19 protein-coding genes are annotated in these 23,453 nt (G+C 66.1%); 13 read left to right on the top strand and 6 right to left on the bottom strand.

The genetic code is table 11. The features are described from left to right. Positions 1–427 precede the first annotated feature (427 nt). Both FHT32_RS10075 and FHT32_RS10070 read left to right on the top strand, forming a co-directional pair. A complete protein-coding gene (locus FHT32_RS10075; RefSeq protein ID WP_176664493.1) occupies positions 428–1,564 on the top strand; it encodes a DUF2827 domain-containing protein in 1,137 nt (378 codons plus the stop codon). Between the two features lie 16 nt (positions 1,565–1,580). Continuing rightward, positions 1,581–2,441: a hypothetical protein gene (locus tag FHT32_RS10070; protein ID WP_176664492.1), complete on the top strand. Its 861-nt coding sequence runs from the start codon at positions 1,581–1,583 to the stop codon at positions 2,439–2,441. Between the two features lie 88 nt (positions 2,442–2,529). Here FHT32_RS10070 and FHT32_RS10065 read toward each other — a convergent pair whose 3' ends face one another. The 5 genes from FHT32_RS10065 to FHT32_RS10045 all read right to left on the bottom strand — a co-directional run bounded on the left by FHT32_RS10065 (position 2,530) and on the right by FHT32_RS10045 (position 8,601). Next, a complete protein-coding gene (locus FHT32_RS10065) occupies positions 2,530–5,121 on the bottom strand; it encodes a bifunctional aconitate hydratase 2/2-methylisocitrate dehydratase (protein WP_176664491.1) in 2,592 nt (863 codons plus the stop codon). A 97-nt stretch (positions 5,122–5,218) separates the two neighbouring features. Further along, positions 5,219–5,776 carry a hypothetical protein gene (locus FHT32_RS10060; protein ID WP_176664490.1) on the bottom strand — a complete coding sequence of 186 codons (558 nt, stop codon included), beginning with the start codon at positions 5,774–5,776 and terminating at the stop codon, positions 5,219–5,221. A gap of 38 nt (positions 5,777–5,814) precedes the next feature. After that, entirely contained in the window at positions 5,815–6,813 is a 999-nt protein-coding gene (locus FHT32_RS10055) for a CoA ester lyase (protein ID WP_176664489.1), read from the bottom strand. Next, a complete protein-coding gene (gene tam, locus FHT32_RS10050; RefSeq protein WP_176664488.1) occupies positions 6,810–7,598 on the bottom strand; it encodes a trans-aconitate 2-methyltransferase in 789 nt (262 codons plus the stop codon). Before tam ends, FHT32_RS10055 begins: the two co-directional genes overlap by 4 nt. 16 nt (positions 7,599–7,614) lie before the next feature. Further along, a complete protein-coding gene (locus FHT32_RS10045; RefSeq protein WP_176664487.1) occupies positions 7,615–8,601 on the bottom strand; it encodes a malate dehydrogenase in 987 nt (328 codons plus the stop codon). A gap of 184 nt (positions 8,602–8,785) precedes the next feature. On the opposite strand from FHT32_RS10045, the gene FHT32_RS10040 reads away from it, so the two are divergent. The 8 genes from FHT32_RS10040 to FHT32_RS10005 all read left to right on the top strand — a co-directional run bounded on the left by FHT32_RS10040 (position 8,786) and on the right by FHT32_RS10005 (position 16,046). Next, positions 8,786–9,544, top strand: a complete 759-nt coding sequence (locus FHT32_RS10040; protein WP_176664486.1) for a GntR family transcriptional regulator — start codon at positions 8,786–8,788, stop codon at positions 9,542–9,544. Positions 9,545–9,785: 241 nt separating this feature from the next. Beyond that, complete coding sequence (sdhC, locus tag FHT32_RS10035) at positions 9,786–10,232, top strand: succinate dehydrogenase, cytochrome b556 subunit (RefSeq protein WP_019654079.1); 447 nt, start codon at positions 9,786–9,788, stop codon at positions 10,230–10,232. Between the two features lie 13 nt (positions 10,233–10,245). Next, on the top strand, positions 10,246–10,611 hold the full coding sequence (gene sdhD, locus FHT32_RS10030; RefSeq protein WP_176664485.1) for a succinate dehydrogenase, hydrophobic membrane anchor protein: 366 nt from the start codon (positions 10,246–10,248) through the stop codon (positions 10,609–10,611). Positions 10,612–10,617: 6 nt separating this feature from the next. After that, complete coding sequence (gene sdhA, locus FHT32_RS10025) at positions 10,618–12,426, top strand: succinate dehydrogenase flavoprotein subunit (protein WP_125947844.1); 1,809 nt, start codon at positions 10,618–10,620, stop codon at positions 12,424–12,426. Between the two features lie 49 nt (positions 12,427–12,475). Further along, complete coding sequence (locus tag FHT32_RS10020) at positions 12,476–13,177, top strand: succinate dehydrogenase iron-sulfur subunit (protein WP_093049529.1); 702 nt, start codon at positions 12,476–12,478, stop codon at positions 13,175–13,177. Between the two features lie 34 nt (positions 13,178–13,211). Further along, complete coding sequence (locus tag FHT32_RS10015; RefSeq protein WP_176664484.1) at positions 13,212–13,526, top strand: succinate dehydrogenase assembly factor 2; 315 nt, start codon at positions 13,212–13,214, stop codon at positions 13,524–13,526. Positions 13,527–13,550: 24 nt separating this feature from the next. Next, on the top strand, positions 13,551–14,861 hold the full coding sequence (gltA, locus tag FHT32_RS10010) for a citrate synthase (RefSeq protein WP_176664483.1): 1,311 nt from the start codon (positions 13,551–13,553) through the stop codon (positions 14,859–14,861). Between the two features lie 105 nt (positions 14,862–14,966). Continuing rightward, positions 14,967–16,046, top strand: coding sequence for a purine nucleoside permease (locus FHT32_RS10005; protein WP_218088171.1), 1,080 nt, complete (start codon positions 14,967–14,969; stop codon positions 16,044–16,046). 10 nt (positions 16,047–16,056) lie between these two features. On the opposite strand, the gene FHT32_RS10000 is transcribed toward FHT32_RS10005, so the two are convergent. Continuing rightward, positions 16,057–19,863 (bottom strand): autotransporter outer membrane beta-barrel domain-containing protein, encoded by a 3,807-nt coding sequence (locus tag FHT32_RS10000; RefSeq protein ID WP_176664482.1) that lies wholly within the window; start codon positions 19,861–19,863, stop codon positions 16,057–16,059. 173 nt (positions 19,864–20,036) lie between these two features. On the opposite strand from FHT32_RS10000, the gene FHT32_RS09995 reads away from it, so the two are divergent. The 3 genes from FHT32_RS09995 (at position 20,037) to leuC (ending at position 23,452) form a co-directional block, all read left to right on the top strand. Beyond that, positions 20,037–20,900, top strand: a complete 864-nt coding sequence (locus FHT32_RS09995) for a helix-turn-helix transcriptional regulator (protein ID WP_176664481.1) — start codon at positions 20,037–20,039, stop codon at positions 20,898–20,900. Between the two features lie 134 nt (positions 20,901–21,034). Beyond that, entirely contained in the window at positions 21,035–21,979 is a 945-nt protein-coding gene (locus tag FHT32_RS09990; RefSeq protein WP_176664480.1) for a LysR substrate-binding domain-containing protein, read from the top strand. 51 nt (positions 21,980–22,030) lie between these two features. Continuing rightward, positions 22,031–23,452 (top strand): 3-isopropylmalate dehydratase large subunit, encoded by a 1,422-nt coding sequence (gene leuC / locus FHT32_RS09985; RefSeq protein ID WP_176664479.1) that lies wholly within the window; start codon positions 22,031–22,033, stop codon positions 23,450–23,452. The last annotated feature ends 1 nt before the right edge of the window (position 23,453 follow it).

The raw sequence follows: 23,453 nt of genomic DNA, 5'->3' as shown, positions 1-23,453 counted from the left end.
CCAGGTTTCATCGCGGAAGCGCCGGTCCGGCGCAGCGCTCAATTACAGGAATGCTGGAATGTACGGAGTTGTTTACATTTCAGGGACGCCGCAACAATCTTCAAAATCCGCTCTGATGATTTAGTTCACAAAATTTTTCAAAAAGCAGCCGGTATTGCGGAGATTGCAATCAGCTTAGGCTCATGGAAGGAGGTTCCAATTGATCACTCGAAGGCCTTCCACCGCCCTATCTGCAACGAACTACGCCTATCAGCCCGCCTTCTTGCCGCCTTCGACACAACGCCATGCCGGCGCTTGTTTTTTTGCCAAAAAGTTCACAGGGTGATTTGAGATCGTGAAATTAATCACGGCGCCATTAATCAAATCCCGTGATCTTTTTCACGTAAAAACAGCCCTCGGCTTGAATTAACATTTAAGAAAAAATTCAATGCCTCACGCATCCAGGCTCCGCATTGGAATCACCATCGGCCTCCATCACGAGGCCGAAACGCTCTGGAACAACGGCATCAAGCAGAACGCCGTTTTCCTGGCAGAAGCGCTGAAGCACTGTCCGGTGGTTACATCGGTGGTGCTCGTTAACACGACGGCAGTCCCCATCACCCCGGCCCTGCCCTGGGACCAGGCGCGCTGGCCGACCGTGACCTTCGAGGCGGCCAAGGACAGCGTCGATGTGCTGATCGAACTCGGCGGCCAGATCGACGCGGCGCAGACCGACTACCTGAAGCAGCGCGGCGCGCGGCTGGTGTCGTACTGCTGCGGTTTCGAGTACGTGCACGCCATGGAGTCGATGCTGTTCGGCAAGCCGCTGTGGGGCCAGAACCTGTTCGTGAACCAGCGCTACGACGACATCTGGATGGTTCCGCAGGTGGCCAACATCAGCCAGCCCTACTTCGAGGTGCTGCGCCGTGCCGAGGCGCGCGCCGTGCCTTTCGTGTGGAGCCCGGTCTTCCTCGACGAGCGCACGCGCGGCCTGCCCGATGCAGGCGTCTACCAGCCGCATGCCGGCGCGCGCCGGCTCAGCGTGATGGAGCCGAACATCAACGTGGTGAAGTTCTGCCTCTATCCGGTCTTGATCGCCGAACTGGCGTATCGAGCGCGGCCCGAGGCCATCGCGCTGCTGCAGGTCACCAATGCCGAGCGGCTGGCGAAGGAAAACATGGAGTTCATCACGCTGATGAACCAGCTCGACCTGGTCCGCGAGCACAAGGCGGTGTTCCTGGGCCGGCACGAGACGCCGGTGTTCCTTGCTCAGAACACCGACATCGTGATCTCCCACCAGTGGGAGAACCCGCTGAACTACTTCTACCTGGAGACCTGCTGGCAGGGCTACCCGCTGGTGCACAACGCGCACCTGTGCGCCGACCTCGGCTACTACTACCCGGGCAACGACGTGGCCGCGGGCAGCACCCGCGTGCTCGAGGCCGTCGACACGCACGATGCCGGCGCGGCAAGCTACCGCGCGCGCCAGCGCAGCCTGATCGACCGCTACCTCCCTGGCAACGCCGCGGCCACCGAGGTCTACGACAAGCTGCTGCTCGGCCTGATGCAGCGCCCCGCCCGATAGGCACACGGAGCCCGACATGCTCGATCCATCCGAACTCCGGCAGATCTTTCCCGTGATCGTCACGCCGAGCCACGACGGCAAGGTCTTCCTGAACTACCTCACCTCGATACTGAATTTCACCGTCCAGGCCGAGCGTGCCGGCATGCGGCTGCAGGTGCTCACGCACCAGGGCGAAAGCCTTGTGACGCGCGCGCGGAACAACTGCGTGGCCCAGTTCCTCGCCAACCCGCAGTGGACGCACCTGTTCTGGATCGACGCCGACATCGGCTTCTCGGCGCAGGCGGCCTTCCGGTTGCTGCTCTCGGGCTACGACGTGGCGGCGGGGGTCTATCCGCTGAAGCGGGAGAACTGGCCCGAAGGCGGCGTGGCAGAGGGCACGACGCAGCAGCAGTTCGAATCCACCTTCACCCGCTACACCGTCAACGCCGAGGCCTCCCAGGCCACCTCGCGGGTCGAGCTCGAAGTGCAGCCCGACGGCTTCATGAAGATGACCGAGGCGCCGACCGGCTTCATGGTGATCAGGCGCTCGGTGTTCGAGCGGCTTATGGCCAGCTACCCAGAGCTGCGCTACGTGCCCGACAGCATCGGCGAGGCCGACCTCGGCCTGCACTACCGCTTCTTCGACGTGATGGTCGATCCGCAGACGCGCCGCTACCTGTCGGAGGACTACGGCTTCTGCCGCCTCTGGACGGGCCTGGGCGAGTCGATCTACATCGACGCCAACTCCAACCTGACGCACCAGGGCGCGAAGCTGTATCGCGGCGATTTCGCGAACTCGCTGCTGACTTCGCTGCCGCATGCGGTCGGCGGACCGGCCGGCGCGGCGATGGTGCTCGCGGGCCGGGAGCACCTGCAGTCCAACCAGCCGCCGCTTTGAAAAAGACACAAAAAAACAAAGCCCCGCCAAAGCGGGGCTTGTTTCATCGGGGCGATCCGCAGATCACCCGGGAGAGCCGGAACCCGGATCAGGCCGCGACCGTATCCGCCACGCCCTTGTAGTCCTCGATCTTGTCGAAGTTCAGGTATTGATAGATCTTGTCGCCGTTGCTGTTGATCACGCCGATGTCGGCCATGTACTCCTCGCGCGTCGGGATGCGGCCGAGCTTGGAGCAGATGGAAGCCAGCTCCGCCGAGCCCAGGTACACGTTGGTGTTCTTGCCCAGGCGGTTCGGGAAGTTGCGGGTGCTGGTCGACATGACCGTGGCGCCTTCGCGCACCTGGGCCTGGTTGCCCATGCACAGCGAGCAGCCCGGCATCTCGGTGCGGGCACCGGCATTGCCGAACACGCCGTAGTGGCCTTCCTCGGTGAGCTGCTGCGCGTCCATCTTGGTCGGCGGCGCGATCCACAGCTTCACCGGGATGTCGCGCTTGCCTTCGAGCAGCTTCGACGCGGCGCGGAAGTGGCCGATGTTGGTCATGCACGAGCCGATGAACACTTCGTCGATCTTGGCGCCGGCCACGTCCGACAGCGTCTTCACGTCGTCGGGGTCGTTCGGGCAGGCCACGATGGGCTCGTGGATGTCGGCCAGGTCGATCTCGATGACGGCCGCGTAGTCGGCGTCGTCGTCGCCCTTGAGCAGCTGCGGGTCCTTCAGCCAGGCTTCCTGCGCGGCAATGCGGCGCTGCAGCGTGCGGGCGTCGGCGTAGCCTTCGGCAATCATCCACTTCATCAGCGTGATGTTGCTGTTGATGTACTCGATGATCGGCTCCTTGTTCAGGTGCACCGTGCAGCCGGCGGCCGAGCGCTCGGCCGAGGCGTCGCTCAGCTCGAAGGCCTGTTCCACCTTCAGGTCGGGCAGGCCCTCGATCTCGAGGATGCGGCCCGAGAAGATGTTCTTCTTGCCCTTCTTCTCGACCGTCAGCAGGCCGGACTTGATGGCGTACAGCGGAATCGCGTTGACCAGGTCGCGCAGCGTGACGCCGGGCTGCATCTTGCCCTTGAAGCGCACCAGCACCGATTCAGGCATGTCCAGCGGCATCACGCCGGTGGCGGCCGCGAAGGCCACGAGGCCCGAGCCGGCCGGGAAGCTGATGCCGATGGGGAAGCGGGTGTGGCTGTCGCCGCCGGTGCCCACGGTGTCGGGCGTCAGCAGGCGGTTGAGCCACGAGTGGATCACGCCGTCGCCCGGACGCAGCGAAACGCCGCCGCGGGTGCTGATGAAGTCGGGCAGCTCGTGGTGCATCTTCACGTCCACCTTCTTGGGGTAGGCGGCGGTATGGCAGAACGACTGCATCACGAGGTCGGCCGAGAAGCCCAGGCAGGCCAGGTCCTTCAGCTCGTCGCGCGTCATCGGGCCCGTGGTGTCCTGCGAGCCGACCGAAGTCATCTTGGGTTCGCAGTACGTGCCCGGGCGCACGCCCTGGCCTTCGGGCAGGCCGCAGGCGCGGCCGACCATCTTCTGTGCGAGCGAGAAGCCCTTCTTGGTGTCGACCGGGCTTTGCGGCAGGCGGAACAGCGTCGAGGCGGGCAGGCCCAGGGCCTCGCGCGCCTTGGCCGTCAGGCCGCGGCCGATGATCAGCGGAATGCGGCCGCCGGCGCGCACTTCGTCGAACAGCACGTCGCTCTTGACCTTGAATTCGGCGATGACCTTGCCGTCCTTCAGCGCCTTGCCTTCGTAAGGGCGCAACTCGACGACGTCGCCGGTGTCCATCTGGCTCACGTCGAGCTCGATGGGCAGCGCGCCTGCGTCTTCCATGGTGTTGTAGAAGATCGGGGCGATCTTGGTGCCCAGGCACACGCCGCCGAAGCGCTTGTTGGGAATGAAGGGGATGTCTTCGCCGGTGAACCACAGCACCGAGTTGGTGGCTGACTTGCGGCTGGAGCCGGTGCCGACCACGTCGCCCACGTAGGCGACCTGGTGGCCCTTGTCTTTCAGCGACTCGATGAACTTGACCGGGCCGCGCTTGCCGTCTTCCTCGGGCTGGAACGCGGTGCCTTCACGCTTGTTCTTGAGCATGGCCAGCGCGTGCATCGGGATGTCGGGACGCGTGGTGGCGTCGGGCGCGGGCGAGAGGTCGTCGGTGTTGGTTTCGCCGGGAACCTTGAAGACCGTGATGGTCAGGCTCTGCGGCACTTCGGGGCGGCTGGTGAACCACTCGGCATCGGCCCAGCTCTGCAGCACGCCCTTGGCGTTGGCGTTGCCCTTGTCGGCCTTTTCCTTGACGTCGTGGAACTGGTCGAACATCAGCAGGGTCTTCTTCAGGCCTTCGGCCGCCACGGCGCCCACTTCGGCGTCGTCGAGCAGGTCGATCAGGGGGCTGATGTTGTAGCCGCCGAGCATGGTGCCGAGCAGTTCGGTGGCGCGGGCGCGCGAAATGAACTCGCTCTTCTCGGTGCCGTGGGCCACGGCCGCGAGGTAGCTCGCCTTGACCTTGGCGGCGTCGTCGACGCCGGCAGGCACGCGGTAGGTGAGCAGGTCCAGCAGGAAGGCGCCGTCCTTCGCGTTCGCGCTCTTGAGGAGCTCGATCGCTTCGGAAGTCTGCTTCGCGCTCAGGGGCAGCGGCGGGATACCGAGCGCGGCGCGTTCGGCAACATGGTCAACGTAGGCTTGCAACATCTTCTTTTCTCCGGAAACTGATCTGGCGGGCGTGCGAGGCGGCTCTAGCGGTCAAGCAAGAGCCGCGCCGCACGCCGGTAGGGGCGCTTACTGGCGCTTACTTCTTCTCGCCGTCGGCGCCGTCGAACAGGGCCTTGGGCGGGTTCTTCTTCATTTCTGCAGCGAACGCGATCTGTGCGTCGGTCTGGCATTCGTCGGCGATGCGCAGGCCGGCCTTCTGGTTCATCAGCATCGACTTGTTGCCGAGCTGGAGCCACATGGCGCCGGCGCGCGGGTCTTCGAGGCGGATGGCGCCGGTACGGCTTTCGACCGGGTGCATGCGGTACTTCTGGCCCTTGGTGCTGACGGTGAAGAAGCCGGGCTTCTTCTCGTCAGGCGTGACGGTCACGTCGGCGCCGAGTTCGCACTGAGCCTTGCCGATCGACACGCGCTTGGCGACCTCGAGGTCGGCGTCGGTGAGGACGATGTTGGTGTCGTCGCTGATCGGCGTGACTTCTTCCACTGCCTTGGCGGCCTTGCGGGTGACCTGGCGCTTCGGGGGCGCCTTCTTCGCCGTCTCGGCCTTGGCCGCAGGCTTGGCCGGCGTCGTGCTCTGTGCCACGGCCGCGAGCGGCAGGGCCATTGCGACAGCGGCGATCAGGGCAATTTTCTTCATGTGTGGGTTTCCTTGAGGCTGGGTTCGAAGGTTTCGTTTCAGGAGGCCGCGAGTGCAAACCAGGCTTTCGCCTCGGAGGGCAACGCGCGCCCTGTTGCGTGGGCACGCGTCAGTACCTGCCAGAAGTGGCGGTAGCTCGCGCGGTCGTGCAATGTGCCATCAATTTGTGTCGGAGCCCAATCCGCGGCCGCCGCCTTTACAAGGATTTTTGTGGCAATTTGAATCTGCGACTCGTCCGGCGCGAAGGCTTCCAGGATCGGCCGGATCTGGTTCGGGTGGATGCTCCACATGCGCGTGTAGCCGAATTCGGTGGCCGCCCTGCGCGCGGCCGTGCGCATGGCGCCGGTGTCGTTGAACTCGGTGACCACGCAGTGCGAGGGCACCTTGCCGTAGGCGTGCGCGGCCGAGGCGATGGCCAGCTTGGCGCGCACCACCAGCGGGTGGCTGAACTGCCCTGCCGCGCCCATGCCGTCGGCCGGGATGGCGCCGGCATGCGCCGAGACGAAATCCATGAGCCCGAAGCTCAGCGACTGCACGCGCGGATGCGCGGCGATCTCGAAGGCGTTGTGCACCGCCAGCGGCGATTCGATCAGCACGTGCAGCGGCAGCGCGCCGGCATCGGCCGCATCGAGCGCTGCAACGGCCTGATGCACATCGGCCACCGATTCGACCTTGGGCACCATCAGGTGGCTCAGGCGCGAACCTGCCCGGCCGGCGATGGTGACCACGTCGCCCGCGAAGGCCGGATGGTCGACCGGGTGCACACGAACGCCGACGCGCATGCCGGGCTTCGCGGCCAGCGCGAGTTCGGTGACGAGCGCTGCGTGATCGGCCTCGCCGCCCACGGGCGCGCCGTCCTCGCAGTCGAGGGTGACGTCGAACACGCAGGCGCCGAACTCCTCGGCCATCTCGGCCTGGAGCGCGAGGCTCTTCTTCATGCGCGCCTCGACGCCGCTGTAGTGGTCGCAAACGGGCAGCGCCACCGCACCGGCCTGTGCGCCGAGCAGCACTTCAGCGGGATGGGCCGTGTTCGTCATGCCTGGTTCTTCTGCGCGACGATGAACATGCGCGGGAAGGCCAGCAGCCGCTTGCCGTCGGTGCGCACCGGGTACGCCTCGTCCACGCGCCGCTGGTATTCGGCGAGGTAGCTCGCCTGAAGGTCGGGCGGCAGGCGGTCGACGAAGGGCTTCAGGCCGGTGCCGCGCACCCATTCGACGATGGACGCCGCATCAGCCATGCGGTGCTGGTAGATGGTGTGCCAGACATCGACGTGCGGCGCGAGCGGCGCCAGCAGGTCGTAGTAGCCGCGCAGGTCGAGCAGCAGCGTGCGCAGCTTGTCCGCGTCACCGATGGGCTCGGCCCACGGCGCCTCGGCCGCGAGCGCGCGCATCAGGCGGTGCGTGGGCTCCTGGCGGTTGTCGGGCATCTGGATGGCGAGCACGCCACCCGGGGCCAGCGCGTCGAACAGGCGCGGGATCAGCTTCTCGTGATCGGGCACCCACTGCAGGGACGCGTTGGCATAGATGAGATCGGGCGCTTCTTCTTTCGATCGCGGCGCCCAGGTCGCGATATCACTCAGCTCGAAGCGCGTCTGCGGCAGGCGCTCGCGCGCGCTGACCAGCATGGCTTCGGAGTTGTCGGTCCCGACGACCTGCGCCTTCGGGAACCGGTTGACCAGCAGCTCGGTGGAGTTGCCCGGGCCGCAGCCGAGGTCGACCACGCGGGCCGCTTCGGTCAGCGGCACCCGCGCGAGGAGTTCCTGCGCGGGACGGGTGCGCTCGTCCTCGTAGCGACGGTAGAGCGCGGGGTTCCAGTCGAGCATGCTGGCCTGCAGTGGTTTACAGCAGGTGGGCGACGCCGGCCTGCTCGTCCTGCAGTTCCTTCAGCGTCTTGTTGATGCGTTCCTGGCTGAATGCGTCGATTTCCAGGCCTTCGACGATCTTGTACTTGCCGTTCTCGGTGATGACCGGGAAGCCGAAGATCACGTCCTTCGGAATGCCGTATTCGCCGTTTGACGGGATGCCCATCGTGACCCACTTGCCGTTGGAGCCCAGGGCCCAGTCGCGCATGTGGTCGATGGCTGCGTTGGCGGCCGAGGCAGCCGACGACAGGCCGCGGGCTTCGATGATGGCGGCGCCGCGCTTGCCCACGGTGGGCAGGAAGGTGTCGGCGTTCCAGACCTGGTCGTTGATCAGGTCCTTGACGCTCTTGCCGCCGACAGTGGCGAAGCGGTAGTCGGCGTACATCGTGGGCGAGTGGTTGCCCCAGACGGTGAGCTTCTCGATGTCGCCCACTGCGGTGCCGGTCTTCGCGGCGATCTGGCTGGCGGCGCGGTTGTGGTCCAGGCGCAGCATGGCGGTGAAGTTCTCGCGCGGCAGGCTGGGGGCGCTCTTCATGGCGATGTAGGCGTTGGTGTTGGCGGGGTTGCCGACCACGAGCACCTTGACGTTGCGGCTGGCGACCTGGTCGAGGGCCTTGCCCTGTGCCGTGAAGATCTGCGCGTTGGCGGCCAGCAGGTCGGCGCGCTCCATGCCGGGGCCGCGGGGACGGGCACCGACCAGCAGGGCGTAGTCGGCGTCCTTGAAGGCCACCAGCGGGTCGCCGGTGGGGATCACGCCGGCCAGCAGCGGGAAGGCGCAGTCTTCGAGCTCCATGATCACGCCCTTGAGCGCCTTCTGGGCCTTCTCGTCGGGGATCTCGAGCAGTTGCAGGATGACCGGCTGGTCTTTGCCGAGCATTTCACCGGAGGCGATACGGAACAGCAGGGCGTAACCGATTTGACCGGCGGCACCGGTGACGGCAACGCGGACGGGCTTTTTGCTCATGGGAAGACTCCAGAAGGTAATGAAACGGTGTCGGCGCTCTCGTGGGGCGCCAGGGGTTCTGCGGGATAAAACACCTTCCCGCAGCGCGAGACCGGCAGCATTTTAAGCCGATTCAATGAGCCTCGTCTTATGTCTTATATAAGATATCCTCTCGGGGTCCGCCAAGGCGCACCCCACCGCTGCCATGAACACGCCCACCCCATTCGACGAGCCCGCGACGCCGTCCTTCAGTCCGCTCTACCAGCAGATCAAGACCCTGATCCTGCAGAGCCTGCAGGCGGGCGAGTGGAAGCCGGGCGAACCCATCCCCAGCGAGATGGACCTGGCCGTGCGCTACCGCGTGAGCCAGGGCACGGTGCGCAAGGCCATCGACGAGCTCTCCGCCGAGAACCTCGTGGTACGCCGCCAGGGCAAGGGCACCTTCGTCGCCACCCATGCCGAGCAGCATGTGCAGTACCGCTTCCTCAAGCTCGTACCCGACGAAGGCGACCCGAGCACCGAAGGCCCGGCCGTGCGCACCATCGTCGACTGCAAGCGCCTGCGCGCATCCGCCGACGTGGCCCGAGCGCTCGGCCTGCGCACCGCAGACGCCGTGCTGCAGGTGCGCCGCGTGCTCGCCTACGGCGGCGTGCCCACCATCCTCGAAGACCTGTGGCTTCCCGGTGCGCCCTTCAAGGGCCTCACCGCCGAGCGGCTGCGCGCATGGCCCGGCCCGATGTACGCGCTCTTCGAAACGGAATTCGGCGTGCGCATGGTGCGTGCCGAGGAAAAGATTCGCGCCGTGCTGCCCGACGCCGAACAGGCCGAGCTGCTCGACGTGCCTCCGCAGATGCCCCTGCTGAGCGTGGAACGCGTTGCGCACACCTACCATGACACGCCGATGGAACTGCGCCGCGGCCTCTATCGCACCGACACGCACCACTACAGGAACCAGCTGGGCTGATCCCGATGCAGATGAACGCCGAACACAGGCGCGCCAGCGCGCGCATGCAACGTGAGCATTGCGCTACGAAGTCAATAGCATCCGACTGCAACGGTGCAGTGACTCGCATGCGTCCGCAGCGTGATGGTGCATTGCAATAGAATTTTGCGTTGTTTGCACTTCCCCATAAGAAACAAAAGCGTTCGCTCTCAGAACAAGCAACAAGCCAACAGTCACAAAAGCCACGAAAGCCCATCCCCCAATGACAGAGCTTGCAACTCCTCCCCGGCCCAAGCGTCGCGAATTCCGCAACATCAACGCCTTCACCGACCTCACGACCTACCGGCTGCCGCCGGCGGGCATCGTGTCGATCCTGCACCGCGTCAGCGGCGTGCTGATGTTCCTGCTGATGCCGTTCATCATCTGGATGTTCGACACCTCGCTGTCCTCCGACTATTCGTTCGCCCGCTTCAAGGCCGCCTTCAACAGCGGCCTTGGTTTCGTTCCGGGGTGGTTCTTCAAGCTCGTCGCGCTCGCGCTGATCTGGGCCTACCTGCACCACTTCATCGCCGGCCTGCGCCACCTCTGGATGGACGTGAGCCATTCGGCGGTGAACAAGGAATTCGGCAACACCTCGGCCATCGCCACGCTGGCACTGAGCATCCTGCTCACCGTCGTGCTCGGCGCCAAGCTGTTCGGCCTGTACTGAGAAGGAGCCAACCATGTCTGTGAATTACGGCTCCAAGCGCGTCGTCGTCGGCGCCCACTACGGTCTGCGCGACTGGCTCAGCCAGCGCATCACGGGTTGCCTGATGGCGCTCTTCACGATCATCCTGCTCGCGCAGCTGATCTTCAGCCGCGGCCCCATCGGCTACGACCTGTGGGCCGGCATCTTCGCCGCGCAATGGATGAAGGTGCTGACCTTCTCCGTGATCGTCGCCCTGCTCTACCACGTCTGGGTCGGCATGCGCGACGTCTGGATGGACTACATCCAGCCCGTCGCCATCCGTCTCGTGCTGCAAGTTTTCACCATCGTCTGGCTTGTCGGTTGTGCGGGTTGGGCCATTCAAGTGCTTTGGAAGATCTGACCCACCATGACCTACACAAAAGAAAAAATCACCAAGCGCAAGTTCGACGTCGTGATCGTCGGTGCCGGCGGATCCGGCATGCGCGCCTCGCTGCAACTCGCACGCGCCGGCCTCAATGTGGCCGTGCTCTCCAAGGTGTTCCCGACCCGCTCGCACACCGTCGCCGCCCAGGGCGGCGTGGGCGCGTCGCTCGGCAACATGAGCGAGGACAACTGGCACTACCACTTCTACGACACGATCAAGGGCTCCGACTGGCTCGGTGACCAGGACGCGATCGAGTTCATGTGCCGCGAAGCACCGAAGGTCGTGTACGAGCTCGAGCACTTCGGCATGCCCTTCGACCGCAACCCCGACGGCACCATCTACCAGCGCCCGTTCGGCGGCCACACGGCCAACTACGGCGAGAAGCCGGTGCAGCGCGCCTGCGCCGCGGCCGACCGTACCGGCCACGCGATGCTGCACACGCTCTACCAGAAGAACGTCGAGGCACGCACCCAGTTCTTCGTCGAATGGATGGCGCTCGACCTCATCCGTGACGAAGAAGGCGACGTGGTCGGCGTGACCGCGCTCGAAATGGAAACCGGCGACCTGCACATCCTGCAGGCCAAGACCGTGCTGCTGGCCACCGGCGGCGCCGGCCGCATCTTCCAGGCTTCCACCAACGCCTTCATCAACACCGGCGACGGCCTCGGCATGGCTGCGCGCTCGGGCATTCCGCTGCAGGACATGGAGTTCTGGCAGTTCCACCCGACCGGCGTGGCCGGCGCGGGCGTGCTGCTGACCGAGGGCTGCCGCGGCGAAGGCGCGATCCTGCTGAACAGCAATGGCGAACGCTTCATGGAGCGCTATGCGCCCACGCTGAAGGACCTGGCGCCGCGCGACTTCGTCTCGCGCTCGATGGACCAGGAAATCAAGGAAGGCCGCGGCTGCGGTCCCAACAAGGACTACGTGCTGCTCAAGCTCGACCACCTTGGCGCGGACACCATCCACAAGCGCCTGCCCTCGGTGTACGAGATCGGCGTCAACTTCGCCAACGTCGACATCACCAAGGAACCGATTCCCGTCGTGCCGACCATCCACTACCAGATGGGCGGCATCCCGACCAACATCCACGGCCAGGTCGTGGTGCAGAAGGGCGAGGACAACAGCGCCGTGGTGAACGGCCTGTACGCGGTGGGCGAATGCTCCTGCGTGAGCGTGCACGGCGCCAACCGCCTGGGCACGAACTCGCTGCTCGACCTGCTGGTGTTCGGCCGCGCGGCCGGCAACCACATCGTCGAGTTCAACGACAAGCTCAAGGAACACAAGCCCCTGCCCAACGACGCTGCCGACCGCACGCTGGAGCGCCTGAACCGCCTCGAAGCCACCACCGGCGGCGAATACGCGCAGGACGTGGCCGGCGAGATCCGCGCCGTGATGCAGCAGCATGCGGCCGTGTTCCGCAAGCAGGCCTCGATGGACGAAGGCGTGACCAAGATCGCCGCCGTGCGCGAGCGCGTCAAGGCCATCGGCCTGAAGGACAAGTCGAAGGTGTTCAACACCGCCCGCATCGAAGCGCTGGAAGTCGACAACCTGATCGAAGTGGCGCAGGCCACCATGGTCTCGGCCGCCGCCCGCAAGGAATGCCGCGGCGCCCACACGGTGGAAGACTACGAGCGCCCGGCCGACGACCCGGTCGCACCGCTGGGCCGCGACGACGCCAACTGGATGAAGCACACCCTCTGGTACAGCGCCGACAACCGCCTCTCGTACAAGCCGGTCAAGCTGCAGCCGCTCACCGTGGCCTCGGTTCCGCCGAAGGTCCGCACGTTCTAAGCGAGCGGCTCACAGTCAGCTCATACAAAGCATTCACAAGGTCACTACGATGAAGCGCACATTCCAGATCTACCGCTACGACCCGGACAAGGACGCCAAGCCCTACATGCAGACGGTCGAGATCGAACTCGACGGCCACGAGCGCATGCTGCTCGACGCGCTCATGAAGCTCAAGGCGCAGGACCCGACCCTGTCGTTCCGCCGCTCGTGCCGCGAAGGCGTCTGCGGCTCCGACGCGATGAACATCAACGGCAAGAACGGTCTGGCCTGCCTGACCAACATGAACACGCTCAAGGGCACCGTGGTGCTCAAGCCGCTGCCGGGCCTGCCCGTGATCCGCGACCTGATCGTGGACATGACCCAGTTCTTCAAGCAGTACAACTCGATCAAGCCGTACCTGCAGAACGACACCGTGCCGCCCGAGAAGGAACGCCTGCAGTCGCCCGAGGAGCGCGAAGAGCTCAACGGCCTGTACGAGTGCATCCTGTGCGCGAGCTGCTCCACGAGCTGCCCGAGCTTCTGGTGGAACCCCGACAAGTTCGTGGGCCCCGCCGGCCTGCTGCAGGCCTACCGCTTCATCGCCGACAGCCGCGACGAAGCCACCGCCGAGCGCCTGGACAACCTGGAAGACCCGTACCGCCTGTTCCGCTGCCACACGATCATGAACTGCGTGGACGTGTGCCCCAAGAGCCTGAACCCGACCAAGGCCATCGGCAAGATCAAGGAATTGATGGTGCGCCGCGCCATCTGAGCCCCGCGGTCCAGCCGTTCTTCAGAAAGTCATCATGCAATCCGCCGTCGACTCCCAGGAGCTGCTCAGCGAACGCGCGCTGAGCAAGCTCAAATGGCGCTGCCGGCGCGGGCTGCTCGAGAACGACCTGTTCATCGCCCGCTTCTTCGAGCGGCACGAATCCCGCATGACCGTGGGTCAGGCGGGAGCGATGGAGACATTGATGGACCTGTCGGACAACGATCTCCTCGACCTCCTTCTGCGCAGAAAGGAGCCCGAGCCCGAATGGGCCGGGGCCGAGGTGGTCGCTTTGCTGCAGCTCATGCGCACCGACGGCGCGCAGCGCCCTGCAATTTCTCCTTCGTCCTGAATCCACCTCTGAAAGTAAACCGAAATGAAAGCATCCGATACCAAGGCCACGCTGTCGTTCAGCAACGGCGGCGACAGCGTCGAACTGCCGATCTACAAGGGCACCGTTGGCCCCGACGTGATCGATATCCGCAAGCTGTATGCGCAGACCGGCATGTTCACGTACGACCCGGGCTTCATGTCGACCGCCGCCTGCCAGTCGGCCATCACGTACATCGATGGCGACAAGGGCGAGCTGCTGTACCGCGGCTACCCCATCGAGCAGCTCGCGACCAACTGCGACTTCCTCGAGACCTGCCACCTGCTGCTGTACGGTGAACTGCCGGACGCCGCCAAGAAGGCCAACTTCACCAAGCTCGTGACCAACCACACGATGGTCAACGAGCAGATGCAGTTCTTCCTGCGCGGCTTCCGCCGCGACGCGCACCCGATGGCCATCATGACCGGCCTGGTGGGCGCCCTGTCGGCCTTCTATCACGACAGCACGGACATCAACAATCCCGAGCACCGCGAGATCGCCGCGATCCGCCTGATCGCGAAGATGCCCACGCTCGTGGCCATGGCCTACAAGTACACGATCGGCCAGCCGTACATGTACCCGAAGAACGAGCTCAGCTATGCAGGCAACTTCCTGCACATGATGTTCGCCACGCCGTGCGAGGAGTACAAGGTGAACCCGGTGCTCGAGCGCGCGCTCGACCGCATCTTCATCCTGCACGCCGACCACGAGCAGAACGCCTCGACCTCGACGGTGCGCCTGTGCGGCTCGTCGGGCACGAACCCCTTCGCGGCCATCGCGGCCGGCGTTGCCTGCCTGTGGGGCCCTGCCCACGGCGGTGCCAACGAAGCAGCACTCAACATGCTGTACGACATCCAGAAGGAAGGCGGCGTCGAGAAGATCGGCGAGTTCATCAAGAAGGTCAAGGACAAGAACTCGAACGTCAAGCTGATGGGCTTCGGCCACCGCGTGTACAAGAACTACGACCCGCGCGCCAAGCTGATGCAGGAAACCTGCAACGAAGTGCTGACCGAACTGGGCCTGGAAAACGACCCGCTGTTCAAGCTGGCCAAGGAACTGGAAAAGATCGCCCTGGAAGACGAGTACTTCGTGTCGCGGAAGCTCTACCCGAACGTCGACTTCTACTCGGGCATCGTGCAGCGCGCCATCGGCATCCCGGTGCCGCTGTTCACCGCGATCTTCGCGCTGGCTCGCACGGTCGGCTGGATCGCCCAGCTGAACGAAATGATCGGCGACCCCGAGTACAAGATCGGCCGTCCGCGCCAACTGTTCGAAGGTTCGCCCAAGCGCGACGTGAAGCCGATCTCGGCTCGCTGATCCGCGTCTTGCGACTTCACTCACGAAAGCTGCCTTCGGGTAGCTTTTTTTTGGCCTGTAAATTGCGGTCTCCTTCTTGTTGTTCGACGAAAAAGGAGAAAGCAGATGGCAGTTTTCAGCCCGGTAATCAGTTTGTCTTCAAGGGCGGCATGCGTGGCCCTCGCCGCGTCGGCCCTGTTCGGCTGCGCGAGCGATGCGAGCCGATCCACGTCGCCTTCGGCCACACAAGGTGCGCAACAACAGGTGGCCGTGAAGGTTCTCATCATCAGCATGTTCAAGCCCGAGGCCAACGTCTGGCTCGAGCCGCTGAAGCTGAACCGGGAGATCAAGGTGCCGGGCCTGTCCGCCGACGATCCGGCGGTGCGCTGCAATGCCGACTCGGTGTGCCAGGTCACCACCGGCATGGGCCACACCAACGCCGCAGCCTCGGTCACGGCGCTGGTGTTCAGCGGCAAGTTCGATCTCTCGAAGACCTACTTCCTGGTGGCCGGCATCTCGGGCGTCGACCCGAACGTCTCGACCATCGGCTCGGCCACCTGGGCCCGGTACCTGGTCGACTTCGGCATCGCCCACGAGATCGACGCGCGCGAGATGCCGCCGAGCTGGCGCACCGGCTACTTCGGCATCGGTGCCAAGGACCCGGACTCCAAGCCCAAGTTCGAGTACCGCACCGAGGTCTTCCGCCTCGACGAGAAGCTGCTGCAGAAGGCCCTGAAACTGTCGGCCAACGCACCGCTGGCGGACAGCGACAAGGCACGCGCCTATCGCGCGAGGTATCCGCAGCCGGCGGCCAGGGCGCGGCCCTCGGTCCTGCAATGCGACACCGCAGCCGGTGACACCTACTGGCACGGCAAGTACCTGGGCGAGACGGCCACGCGCTGGGTTTCGCTCGTGACCGACGGGCAGGGCAAGTACTGCACCACCCAGCAGGAGGACAACGCCACCTACGAGGCACTGAAGCGGGGCGCCAGCGCCGGCCTGCTGGACCTGAAGCGCGTGGCCGTGCTGCGCACCGCGTCGAACTTCGACCGGCCCCACCCGGGGCAGACCGCCTATGCCTCGCTGTCGGCCGAGTCGGGCGGGTTTCCGATCTCCACCGCCAACCTGCTGATCGCGGGCCGCCCCCTGGTCGATGCCATCGTCGGCAACTGGGCGGCCTGGAGCGCCGGGGTCCCTGCGGACTGAGCGCAGCCCGTCACCACTTCACGCGCACGCCGATCGACCCGTTGATCGAACTCTTCACCCTGGCGTCGCCGCCGCTCGCCCAGAGCTTGCCGATTTCGCCGTAGAGGCTGGTCGACGGGCCCAGCGCGAGCGTGAAGCCGCCCGCGAGTTCGGTGCTCGTGCCGCCCGTCGGCGCCGCGATGTCGGTGGTGGTGACGCCGTTCACGAAGCGCGCGATGTCCGCGCCGCTCGATGTCCGGTAGACGTTGAAGCGGCCGTATGGCTGCAGCGTGCCGAGCCCCGTGGCGATCTCGCCCTTGACCCGCACGCCCGCGCGCGCGATCCAGCCGCTGTCGGCCTGCGGCTGGACGATGGCGCCGAGGATGGCGGAGTTGCCCAGGTCCATGTGCTGGTGGATCAGCTGCAGCTGCGGCTCGATGCGCCAGCCGCTGCCGCCCAGCGCGAAGGACTGGCCCACCTCGATGGACCCCAGCAGGCTGTTGCCCTTGCCGCTCATGCCCTGGCTCGCCAGCGGCTCGACGGTGTAGCGGTGGCGGCCCGACTGCACCACCGCGTCGGCGTAGAAGCCGCTGTCGTTGGTGTAAGTGCCGTACACGCCCAGGTACTGGCTGCGCAGGTCGTTGCGGCCCACGGACAGGTTCTGGATGCCGCTGGCGAAGCCGCGCACGCTGGCGTCGCCGTCGAGCTGGCCGACGTAGAGGCCTGCGCGCCAGTTGGGCGTGGCCAGCAGGTCGGTGCCAGCCTGGAAGCCGGTGAGGCGGCCCTTGCTAGATGGCGATACCACGCCGCCCTGCTGGATGTCGATGTCGGCGGAGAGCACGCGGGCCCAGGCGCGGCGATCGGAGCCGACAGCGTTGGTCGAGGTGGTCGCGGTGCCCTTCACGTCGTCGTCGCCCACGCGCTTGCGCAGGTCGCCGAGCATCGCGAGGTTGCCCTGGCGCAGCTGGCCGGAGAGCGCGGAATAGAGCGAGGCCTCGGCGCGGTAGGTGATCACCGGCGTGGCAGGCGTGGTGGGTGTGGGAGGCGCGGGTGATGCGGTAGTGCTCGAACGCAGGTACCAGTTCTCGCCCGCGCCGCTCGCGTCCGCGGCGTACAGGCGGTACTCGTAGGCGCCGGCATCCACATGGCCGTTGGCCAGGCTGAAGGCGTCCTTGGTGGTCTGGGCCGTGGTGGTGGCGCCGTTCTTCGCGGTGACCACCTCGATGCCGTTGCCGCTGGTGAGCGCGCCCAGGCCGCCGAGGTTGGTGACCTGAACTGTGGTCTTGCCACTGGCGGACGCGGCGGCGCCGTCGAGCACCAGCCGATCCGAAGGTCCCGTGCCGTTGAGCGCGGTGCCGAGCCTGAGCACGCCGTTGTTGCCGACGTACGCGCCCGTCACCGTGAGCGCGGTGCCTGCGGCCGCGCCCGCGAGCGAGACGGTGCCGCTGTTGGCGAGCGAAGCGACCGTCTGGCTGAAGCCCGCAAGGTCCAGCGCGGCGCCCGCGGCCACGCTGTAGGCGGATGCCGCGCTGAAGGTGTTGGCGGCGCCCGCCTTGAGCGTGCCCTGCGCGACGTTGGTGGCGCCGGTGTACACGTTGGCGCCGGACAGCGTCAGCGTGCCCGAGCCCTCCTTCGTGATGAAGCCGCCGCCGCTGATCGCGCCGCTCAGGGTCGCGTTGAAGGCGCCGGTGTCGATGACCGGATCGGTGCTGCCCGTGAGCTGGATCGCATTGGCGATCGTCAGCCCGTCGGCGCTGAAGCCCAGCGTCGTGTCGTCGTCCATCGACAGCGTGCCGGTGCCCAGCGCCTGGCTGTTGCCGAGGTTCAGGCGCCCCTGGCGCAGTGCGGTGCCACCGGTGAATGTGTTCGCGCCCGTAAGCGTCAGCACGCCTGCGCCGGTCTTGATCAGCCCACCACCGGCTCCGCCGTTGGTGCCACCGTCGCTGACGATGCCATCGAACTGCATGTCGGTACCCAGCGCGCCGAGCGTGGCGAAGTTGGCCCCCAGCAGGAGTTGCCCTTGACCGGACAGCGAGCCTATGCCGATGCCGCCGCTGTGGGCCGAGATGTCGACCCGGCCGTTGGCCTGGTTCACCAGGGTCGCACCATCGGCCGTGCTGTTGCCTACAAAAAAGCTCGCACCGCCATTGCGGTTGATGATCGTGGCCGATCCAGCGCTGCTGTCATTGGTGAAGTACGCGGCTCCGATGTCGTTGTCAATGACCGCATGGCCAGCACTGCTGCTCTGGTAGAAGAAGGTGGTGCCCGTGCTGTTCTTGATGCGCGCATTGCCCGCCGAAGTGTTCTCCCGGAAATTGGTGAACGATGCGTCGTTGTTCGTGATCGTGGCGTTGGCACCCTGGCTCGTGCCGTAGAAGTCGGTGCCGCTTGCGTTGTAGTTCGTGATGGTGGCACTGCCTGCCGTGCTCGCACCGAGAAAGGTCGTGTAACCATTCTGATTCGTGATGGACAGCGCGCCCGCATCAACCCCACTTTGGAATTCAAGTGATGCGTTCACGGTAACCGGCCCACTGCCCAAGGCGCCGTTGACGGCTGCACTCAGTCTGCCGCCATCGATACGGGTTCCCCCGGAGTAGGCATTGCTCGCCGAGAGCACCAGCGATCCACCGCCGGTCTTCGTCAGGCCGCCCGCGCCGCTGATGGCGCTGGCCAGCGTCACGTTGTTGCCGTTGGTGTCGAAGGTGCCGCCGTTCGCGCCCAGCGCATTCAGCCGGCCGGAAATGTCCGTGGTGTTCGCCGCCGCCCATTGCAGGCCGCCGCCGTTCAGCGTGATGTTGCCGGTGCCGAGGTTGGCGCCGTTGCTGAAGTTGATCAGCCCGGCATTGACGGTCGTGCCGCCCGAGTAGGCATTTGCGCCGGTCAGGAACGTGATGCCGCTGCCGTTCTGAACCACCGTGCCGGTTCCCGAGATGGCCGTGGCGAAGGTGTAGGTGGCATCGGACTGGTTGAAGTTGATCCTGCCCGCGTTGTTGATGCTGCCGGCCAGCCCGGTGACGATGCCTGCAGTCGTGCCGTTGGCCGTGGCATTGCCGATATTGAGCGTGCCGCCTCCGTTGATGGTGAAGGCGGCGCCCGCCAGGTTCAGCGTGCTGCCATCGCCCAGGTTGAGGACGCCCGTGCCGCCCGCCCCGCCGTTGCCGGCACAGCCGCAGTTGCCCCCCGTGCCGCCCAGGCCGCCGAGATAGAGCTGTGTGCCGACCGTGATGGTCGCCCCGCCGGTGGCAGTGAGCGTCCCGGTGCCGCCCGTGCCGCCGTTGCCGCCTCGGAGAAAGGGGGCTCCGCCGGAACCGCCGCCGCCGCCGGCGCCGCCGATCAGCAGCGTGTTGCTGACTGTCAGGGCCGTGCCACTGAGGGTGAGTTCCCCAGCTCCCCCGGCGCTTCCATCGATGCCGACCGTGCCGGTGCCGAGGTTGCCACCGTCCCCGCCGCCACCACCGCCGCCGATCCCGACGTATTCATAGGTCGGCAGGAGGCTGCTGCCGCTGGCCGGGCTGGAAAGAGTCTGCGTCGGAGCGGGAACGAAGCCGGCACCGCCAGAGCCCGGCAGGTAAAAGTCTGCCCCGCCACCGCCGCCGCGGATGCTGCCGTTGCCGCCGTCACCGCCTCCCGCGCCGCCGGCGCCTATGAGGAGCACGTCGGCCGCGTGCGCGAACGGCGCGGCCAGCGAAAGCGCCAGCACCGCGCCCACTGCGATGCGTCGCCGGGCACTGGAGCTTGCGCCCACTGCCGAGCCCCTGACGGCCGACACGGCCAGTTCCGACACGGCCTGCCAGACGCCCAGCCGCCTGTTCCAGACGACCCTGAAAGTGCGATTCATCCTGTTGGTCCCGTATTTGTTCTGTTGAATCCGGCTGCATGGCCGCAGCCGCGTCTCGCGGAACGCCGCTCGATGAAAGTACCGCCCGCGCTGGCAATACCCGCATTCCGGAGACATCGAGGCGCCACTGTAAGATTTGCAACAGGACGCTTCAATTACCCGAAAGAGTAGTCATGAACACCGACCCGATCCTGCTGCAGGAAATAGTTCGCCTCTACGAGGCCGAGCCCGACCTGCTGACCCTTCCGCCCCTGCTCTTCGAAAGCGTGGTCCGCCTGACGGACTCCGACGTAGTCGCCTGGACCGAGGTGCACCATCGCAGCGGCGAGATGCGCGCGCTGCTGTCGGTCGAGGACGATCCGGCTCGCCGCGCCACGGCGTTCCAGGCCTATGCGCGCCATGCCGCCAGCCATCCGTTCTGGCAGAAGGACCCGGCCTTCTTCGGCGAGCGTGCGGTGCGCGAATCGGACGTCTTCACCGACGAGGAATTCATGGCGCTGCCCATGGCCCGCGAGGTGTTCCTGCCGTCGGGCGCCCACCGCATCATGGGTGTGCTGATGCTGCACGGCGAGTACTCGCTGGACCTGAGCGCGCACCGCGTCGTCGGGCGACCCGCATACAGCGACGCCGAACGCGACCGGCTGCAGATCTATCGGGGGCACGTGCTGCGGGCCTACCGCCAGGCGCAGCAGCGCACCGTCGGCAAGCTCCCCGCAGCCGACCGTCTGCGCTACGCCTTCCCGGAACTGACGCAGCGCCAGGTCGAGGTGGCCGTGTGGATCGCGGAGGGCCGCTCGAACGAGGCCATCGCCAGCGCCATGAGCGTCAGCCAGGACACCGTCAAGGCGCACCTGAAGGCGATCTTCAGCAAGATCGGCACCGACAGCCGGCTGGCCCTGGCCAAGCTCGTCCACACCGTGCCGCCGTTCTCGCAGATGCCGCCCTTGTGGAAGCTGCCGCTCGAAACCTGGAGAACGCAGACCAGGCCGGGCGCTGCTGCGGAAGCCTCCGGCGACGCGATGGCCTTCGCGCGGTAGGCCGCAGAAGCCCTCCGGGCAGGCGTCCCGTCGCCACCCGGCAACGAGGCCATCGCGCATCGCGATGGATGCGGCGTAAAAACAAGGGGAAAATAGCGATCTCATCGCAAAACACGATGACTCCTCGCAGCCCCATGAGCACCTCCGAACGCAACTTCGCCCGCCGCATCGACCTCACGTCGCTGCAGCTGTTCGTTGCCGTGTGCGAGCTGGGCAGCATCGGGCGCGCGGCGGAGCGCGAATTCATCGCGGCATCGGCCATCAGCAAGCGGCTGTCGGACCTCGAGGCCACGCTCGGCACCACCCTGCTGTACCGCCATGCGCGCGGCGTCGACCTCACGCCCGCCGGCGAAAGCCTGCTGCACCACGCGCGCTCGGTGCTCTACAGCCTCGAGAAGATGCAGGGCGAGCTCAGCGAATACGCCGACGGCGTGCGCGGCCACGTGCGGGTGCACGCCAACATCTCGGCGATCGTGCAGTTCCTGCCGGAAGACCTGGGCGTGTTCACGCGCGCCCACGAGGCCATCAAGATCGACCTCGAGGAGCACCTCAGCAGCGAGGTGATCCGGGCGGTGCAGGAAGGTGCGGCCGACCTGGGCGTGTGCCACGTGGCCGGCGGCGCGGGCGAGCTTCAGAGCCTTTCTTATAGGCACGACCGGCTCGCGCTGATCGTGCCCACGGGCCACGCGCTGGCGGCCGAGGGAAGCATCGACTTCATCGACTCGCTCGACTTCGACCACGTCGGCCTGCACACCAACAGTTCCATCTACGTCGCGATGCACGAGGCCGCGCTGAACGCGGGCCGCAGCATCAAGCTGCGCATCCACGTCACGGGGCTCGATGCCATGTGCCGGATGATCGAGAACGGCCTGGGCATCGGCGTGATGCCGCAGCGCGCCTTCGAGCTCATGCGCAACGGCATCGGCCACGGCCTGGTGAGCATCGCGCTCAACGACGCCTGGGCCGCGCGCGAGATCAGGCTGGTGGCACGTGATTTCTCCACCCTGCCCGTCGCGGCGCGCTCGCTGGTGAACCACCTGCACGCGGCCGCAGACGGCGGCGAACAGCTCGCGGCCTAGGCCGCAACCACGGACAATTCCATTTCCCCACGAAAGACAGAAGAGACCGACATGGCACGCACGCTCTACGACAAGATCTGGGACGAACACGTCGTCCACACCGAGGAAGACGGCACCGCGATCCTCTACATCGACCGCCACCTGGTGCATGAAGTGACCAGCCCGCAGGCATTCGAAGGCCTGCGCGAGGCCGGCCGCAAGCTGTGGCGCATCAGCTCCGTGGTGGCCACCGCCGACCACAACACGCCCACCACCGGCTGGGAGCGCGGCTACGAAGGCATCGCCGACCCGACCAGCAAGGAGCAGGTCACCACGCTGGACCACAACATCGCCGAATTCGGCGCGGCCGCGTTCTTCCCCTTCCTGAGCAAGCGCCAGGGCATCGTGCACGTGATCGGCCCCGAGTCGGGCGCGACGCTGCCGGGCATGACCGTGGTGTGCGGCGACTCGCACACCTCCACGCACGGAGCCTTCGGCGCGCTGGCGCACGGCATCGGCACCAGCGAGGTCGAGCACGTGATGGCCACGCAGACGCTGCTGGGCAAGAAGGCGAAGAACATGCTCGTGAAGGTCGAGGGCAAGCTGCCCCTGGGCTGCACGGCCAAGGACATCGTGCTGGCCATCATCGGCAAGATCGGCACGGCCGGCGGCACGGGCTACACGATCGAATTCGCCGGCTCGGCCATTCGCGACCTGAGCATGGAAGGCCGCATGACGGTGTGCAACATGGCCATCGAGGCCGGCGCGCGCGCCGGGCTGGTGGCTGTCGACGAGAAGACCATCAGCTACGTCAAGGGCCGCCCGCTCGCGCCCACCGGCGTGGAATGGGACCAGGCCGTGGCCTACTGGCGCACGCTGCAGTCCGACCCGGACGCGAAGTTCGACGCCGTGGTCGAGCTCGACGCGGCGCAGATCCAGCCACAGGTGACCTGGGGCACCTCGCCCGAGATGGTGGTCGAGATCAACGGCCGCGTGCCCGATCCCGACAAGGAAAAGGACGCCAGCAAGCGCGGCGCCATCGAGCGCGCGCTGGTCTACATGGGCCTGGAGCCCAACAAGGCCATGAACGACATCTTCATCGACAAGGTGTTCATCGGCTCGTGCACCAACAGCCGCATCGAAGACATGCGCGAAGCCGCTGCGGTCGTGAAGAAGCTGGGCCAGAAGGTCGCGAAGAACGTGAAGCTCGCGATGGTCGTGCCCGGTTCGGGCGTGGTGAAGGAACAGGCCGAGCGCGAAGGGCTCGACCAGATCTTCAAGGCCGCGGGCTTCGAGTGGCGCGAGCCCGGCTGCTCGATGTGCCTGGCGATGAACGCAGACCGCCTGGAACCCGGCGAGCGCTGCGCATCCACCAGCAACCGCAACTTCGAAGGCCGCCAGGGCGCCGGCGGCCGCACCCACCTCGTGAGCCCGGCCATGGCCGCCGCCGCCGCGGTGCACGGCCACTTCGTCGACGTGCGCACCTTCGCCTGAT

Origin of the sequence: Variovorax sp. SG517, assembly GCF_013376045.1 — a bacterium.
GTDB lineage: Bacteria > Pseudomonadota > Gammaproteobacteria > Burkholderiales > Burkholderiaceae_C > Variovorax.
The sequence above is the reverse complement of the archived record's forward strand: the minus strand, read 5'-3'. Positions and strand labels throughout refer to the sequence as shown.

Excerpts from the sequence above, each read along its gene's own strand:
- FHT32_RS10075 (WP_176664493.1), top strand. The coding sequence starts at position 428 with ATGCCTCACGCATCCAGGCTCCGCATTGGAATCACCATCGGCCTCCAT.
- FHT32_RS10070 (WP_176664492.1), top strand. The coding sequence starts at position 1,581 with ATGCTCGATCCATCCGAACTCCGGCAGATCTTTCCCGTGATCGTCACG.
- FHT32_RS10065 (WP_176664491.1), bottom strand. The coding sequence starts at position 5,121 with ATGTTGCAAGCCTACGTTGACCATGTTGCCGAACGCGCCGCGCTCGGT.
- FHT32_RS10060 (WP_176664490.1), bottom strand. The coding sequence starts at position 5,776 with ATGAAGAAAATTGCCCTGATCGCCGCTGTCGCAATGGCCCTGCCGCTC.
- FHT32_RS10055 (WP_176664489.1), bottom strand. The coding sequence starts at position 6,813 with ATGACGAACACGGCCCATCCCGCTGAAGTGCTGCTCGGCGCACAGGCC.
- tam (WP_176664488.1), bottom strand. The coding sequence starts at position 7,598 with ATGCTCGACTGGAACCCCGCGCTCTACCGTCGCTACGAGGACGAGCGC.
- FHT32_RS10045 (WP_176664487.1), bottom strand. The coding sequence starts at position 8,601 with ATGAGCAAAAAGCCCGTCCGCGTTGCCGTCACCGGTGCCGCCGGTCAA.
- FHT32_RS10040 (WP_176664486.1), top strand. The coding sequence starts at position 8,786 with ATGAACACGCCCACCCCATTCGACGAGCCCGCGACGCCGTCCTTCAGT.
- sdhC (WP_019654079.1), top strand. The coding sequence starts at position 9,786 with ATGACAGAGCTTGCAACTCCTCCCCGGCCCAAGCGTCGCGAATTCCGC.
- sdhD (WP_176664485.1), top strand. The coding sequence starts at position 10,246 with ATGTCTGTGAATTACGGCTCCAAGCGCGTCGTCGTCGGCGCCCACTAC.
- sdhA (WP_125947844.1), top strand. The coding sequence starts at position 10,618 with ATGACCTACACAAAAGAAAAAATCACCAAGCGCAAGTTCGACGTCGTG.
- FHT32_RS10020 (WP_093049529.1), top strand. The coding sequence starts at position 12,476 with ATGAAGCGCACATTCCAGATCTACCGCTACGACCCGGACAAGGACGCC.
- FHT32_RS10015 (WP_176664484.1), top strand. The coding sequence starts at position 13,212 with ATGCAATCCGCCGTCGACTCCCAGGAGCTGCTCAGCGAACGCGCGCTG.
- gltA (WP_176664483.1), top strand. The coding sequence starts at position 13,551 with ATGAAAGCATCCGATACCAAGGCCACGCTGTCGTTCAGCAACGGCGGC.
- FHT32_RS10005 (WP_218088171.1), top strand. The coding sequence starts at position 14,967 with ATGGCAGTTTTCAGCCCGGTAATCAGTTTGTCTTCAAGGGCGGCATGC.
- FHT32_RS10000 (WP_176664482.1), bottom strand. The coding sequence starts at position 19,863 with ATGAATCGCACTTTCAGGGTCGTCTGGAACAGGCGGCTGGGCGTCTGG.
- FHT32_RS09995 (WP_176664481.1), top strand. The coding sequence starts at position 20,037 with ATGAACACCGACCCGATCCTGCTGCAGGAAATAGTTCGCCTCTACGAG.
- FHT32_RS09990 (WP_176664480.1), top strand. The coding sequence starts at position 21,035 with ATGAGCACCTCCGAACGCAACTTCGCCCGCCGCATCGACCTCACGTCG.
- leuC (WP_176664479.1), top strand. The coding sequence starts at position 22,031 with ATGGCACGCACGCTCTACGACAAGATCTGGGACGAACACGTCGTCCAC.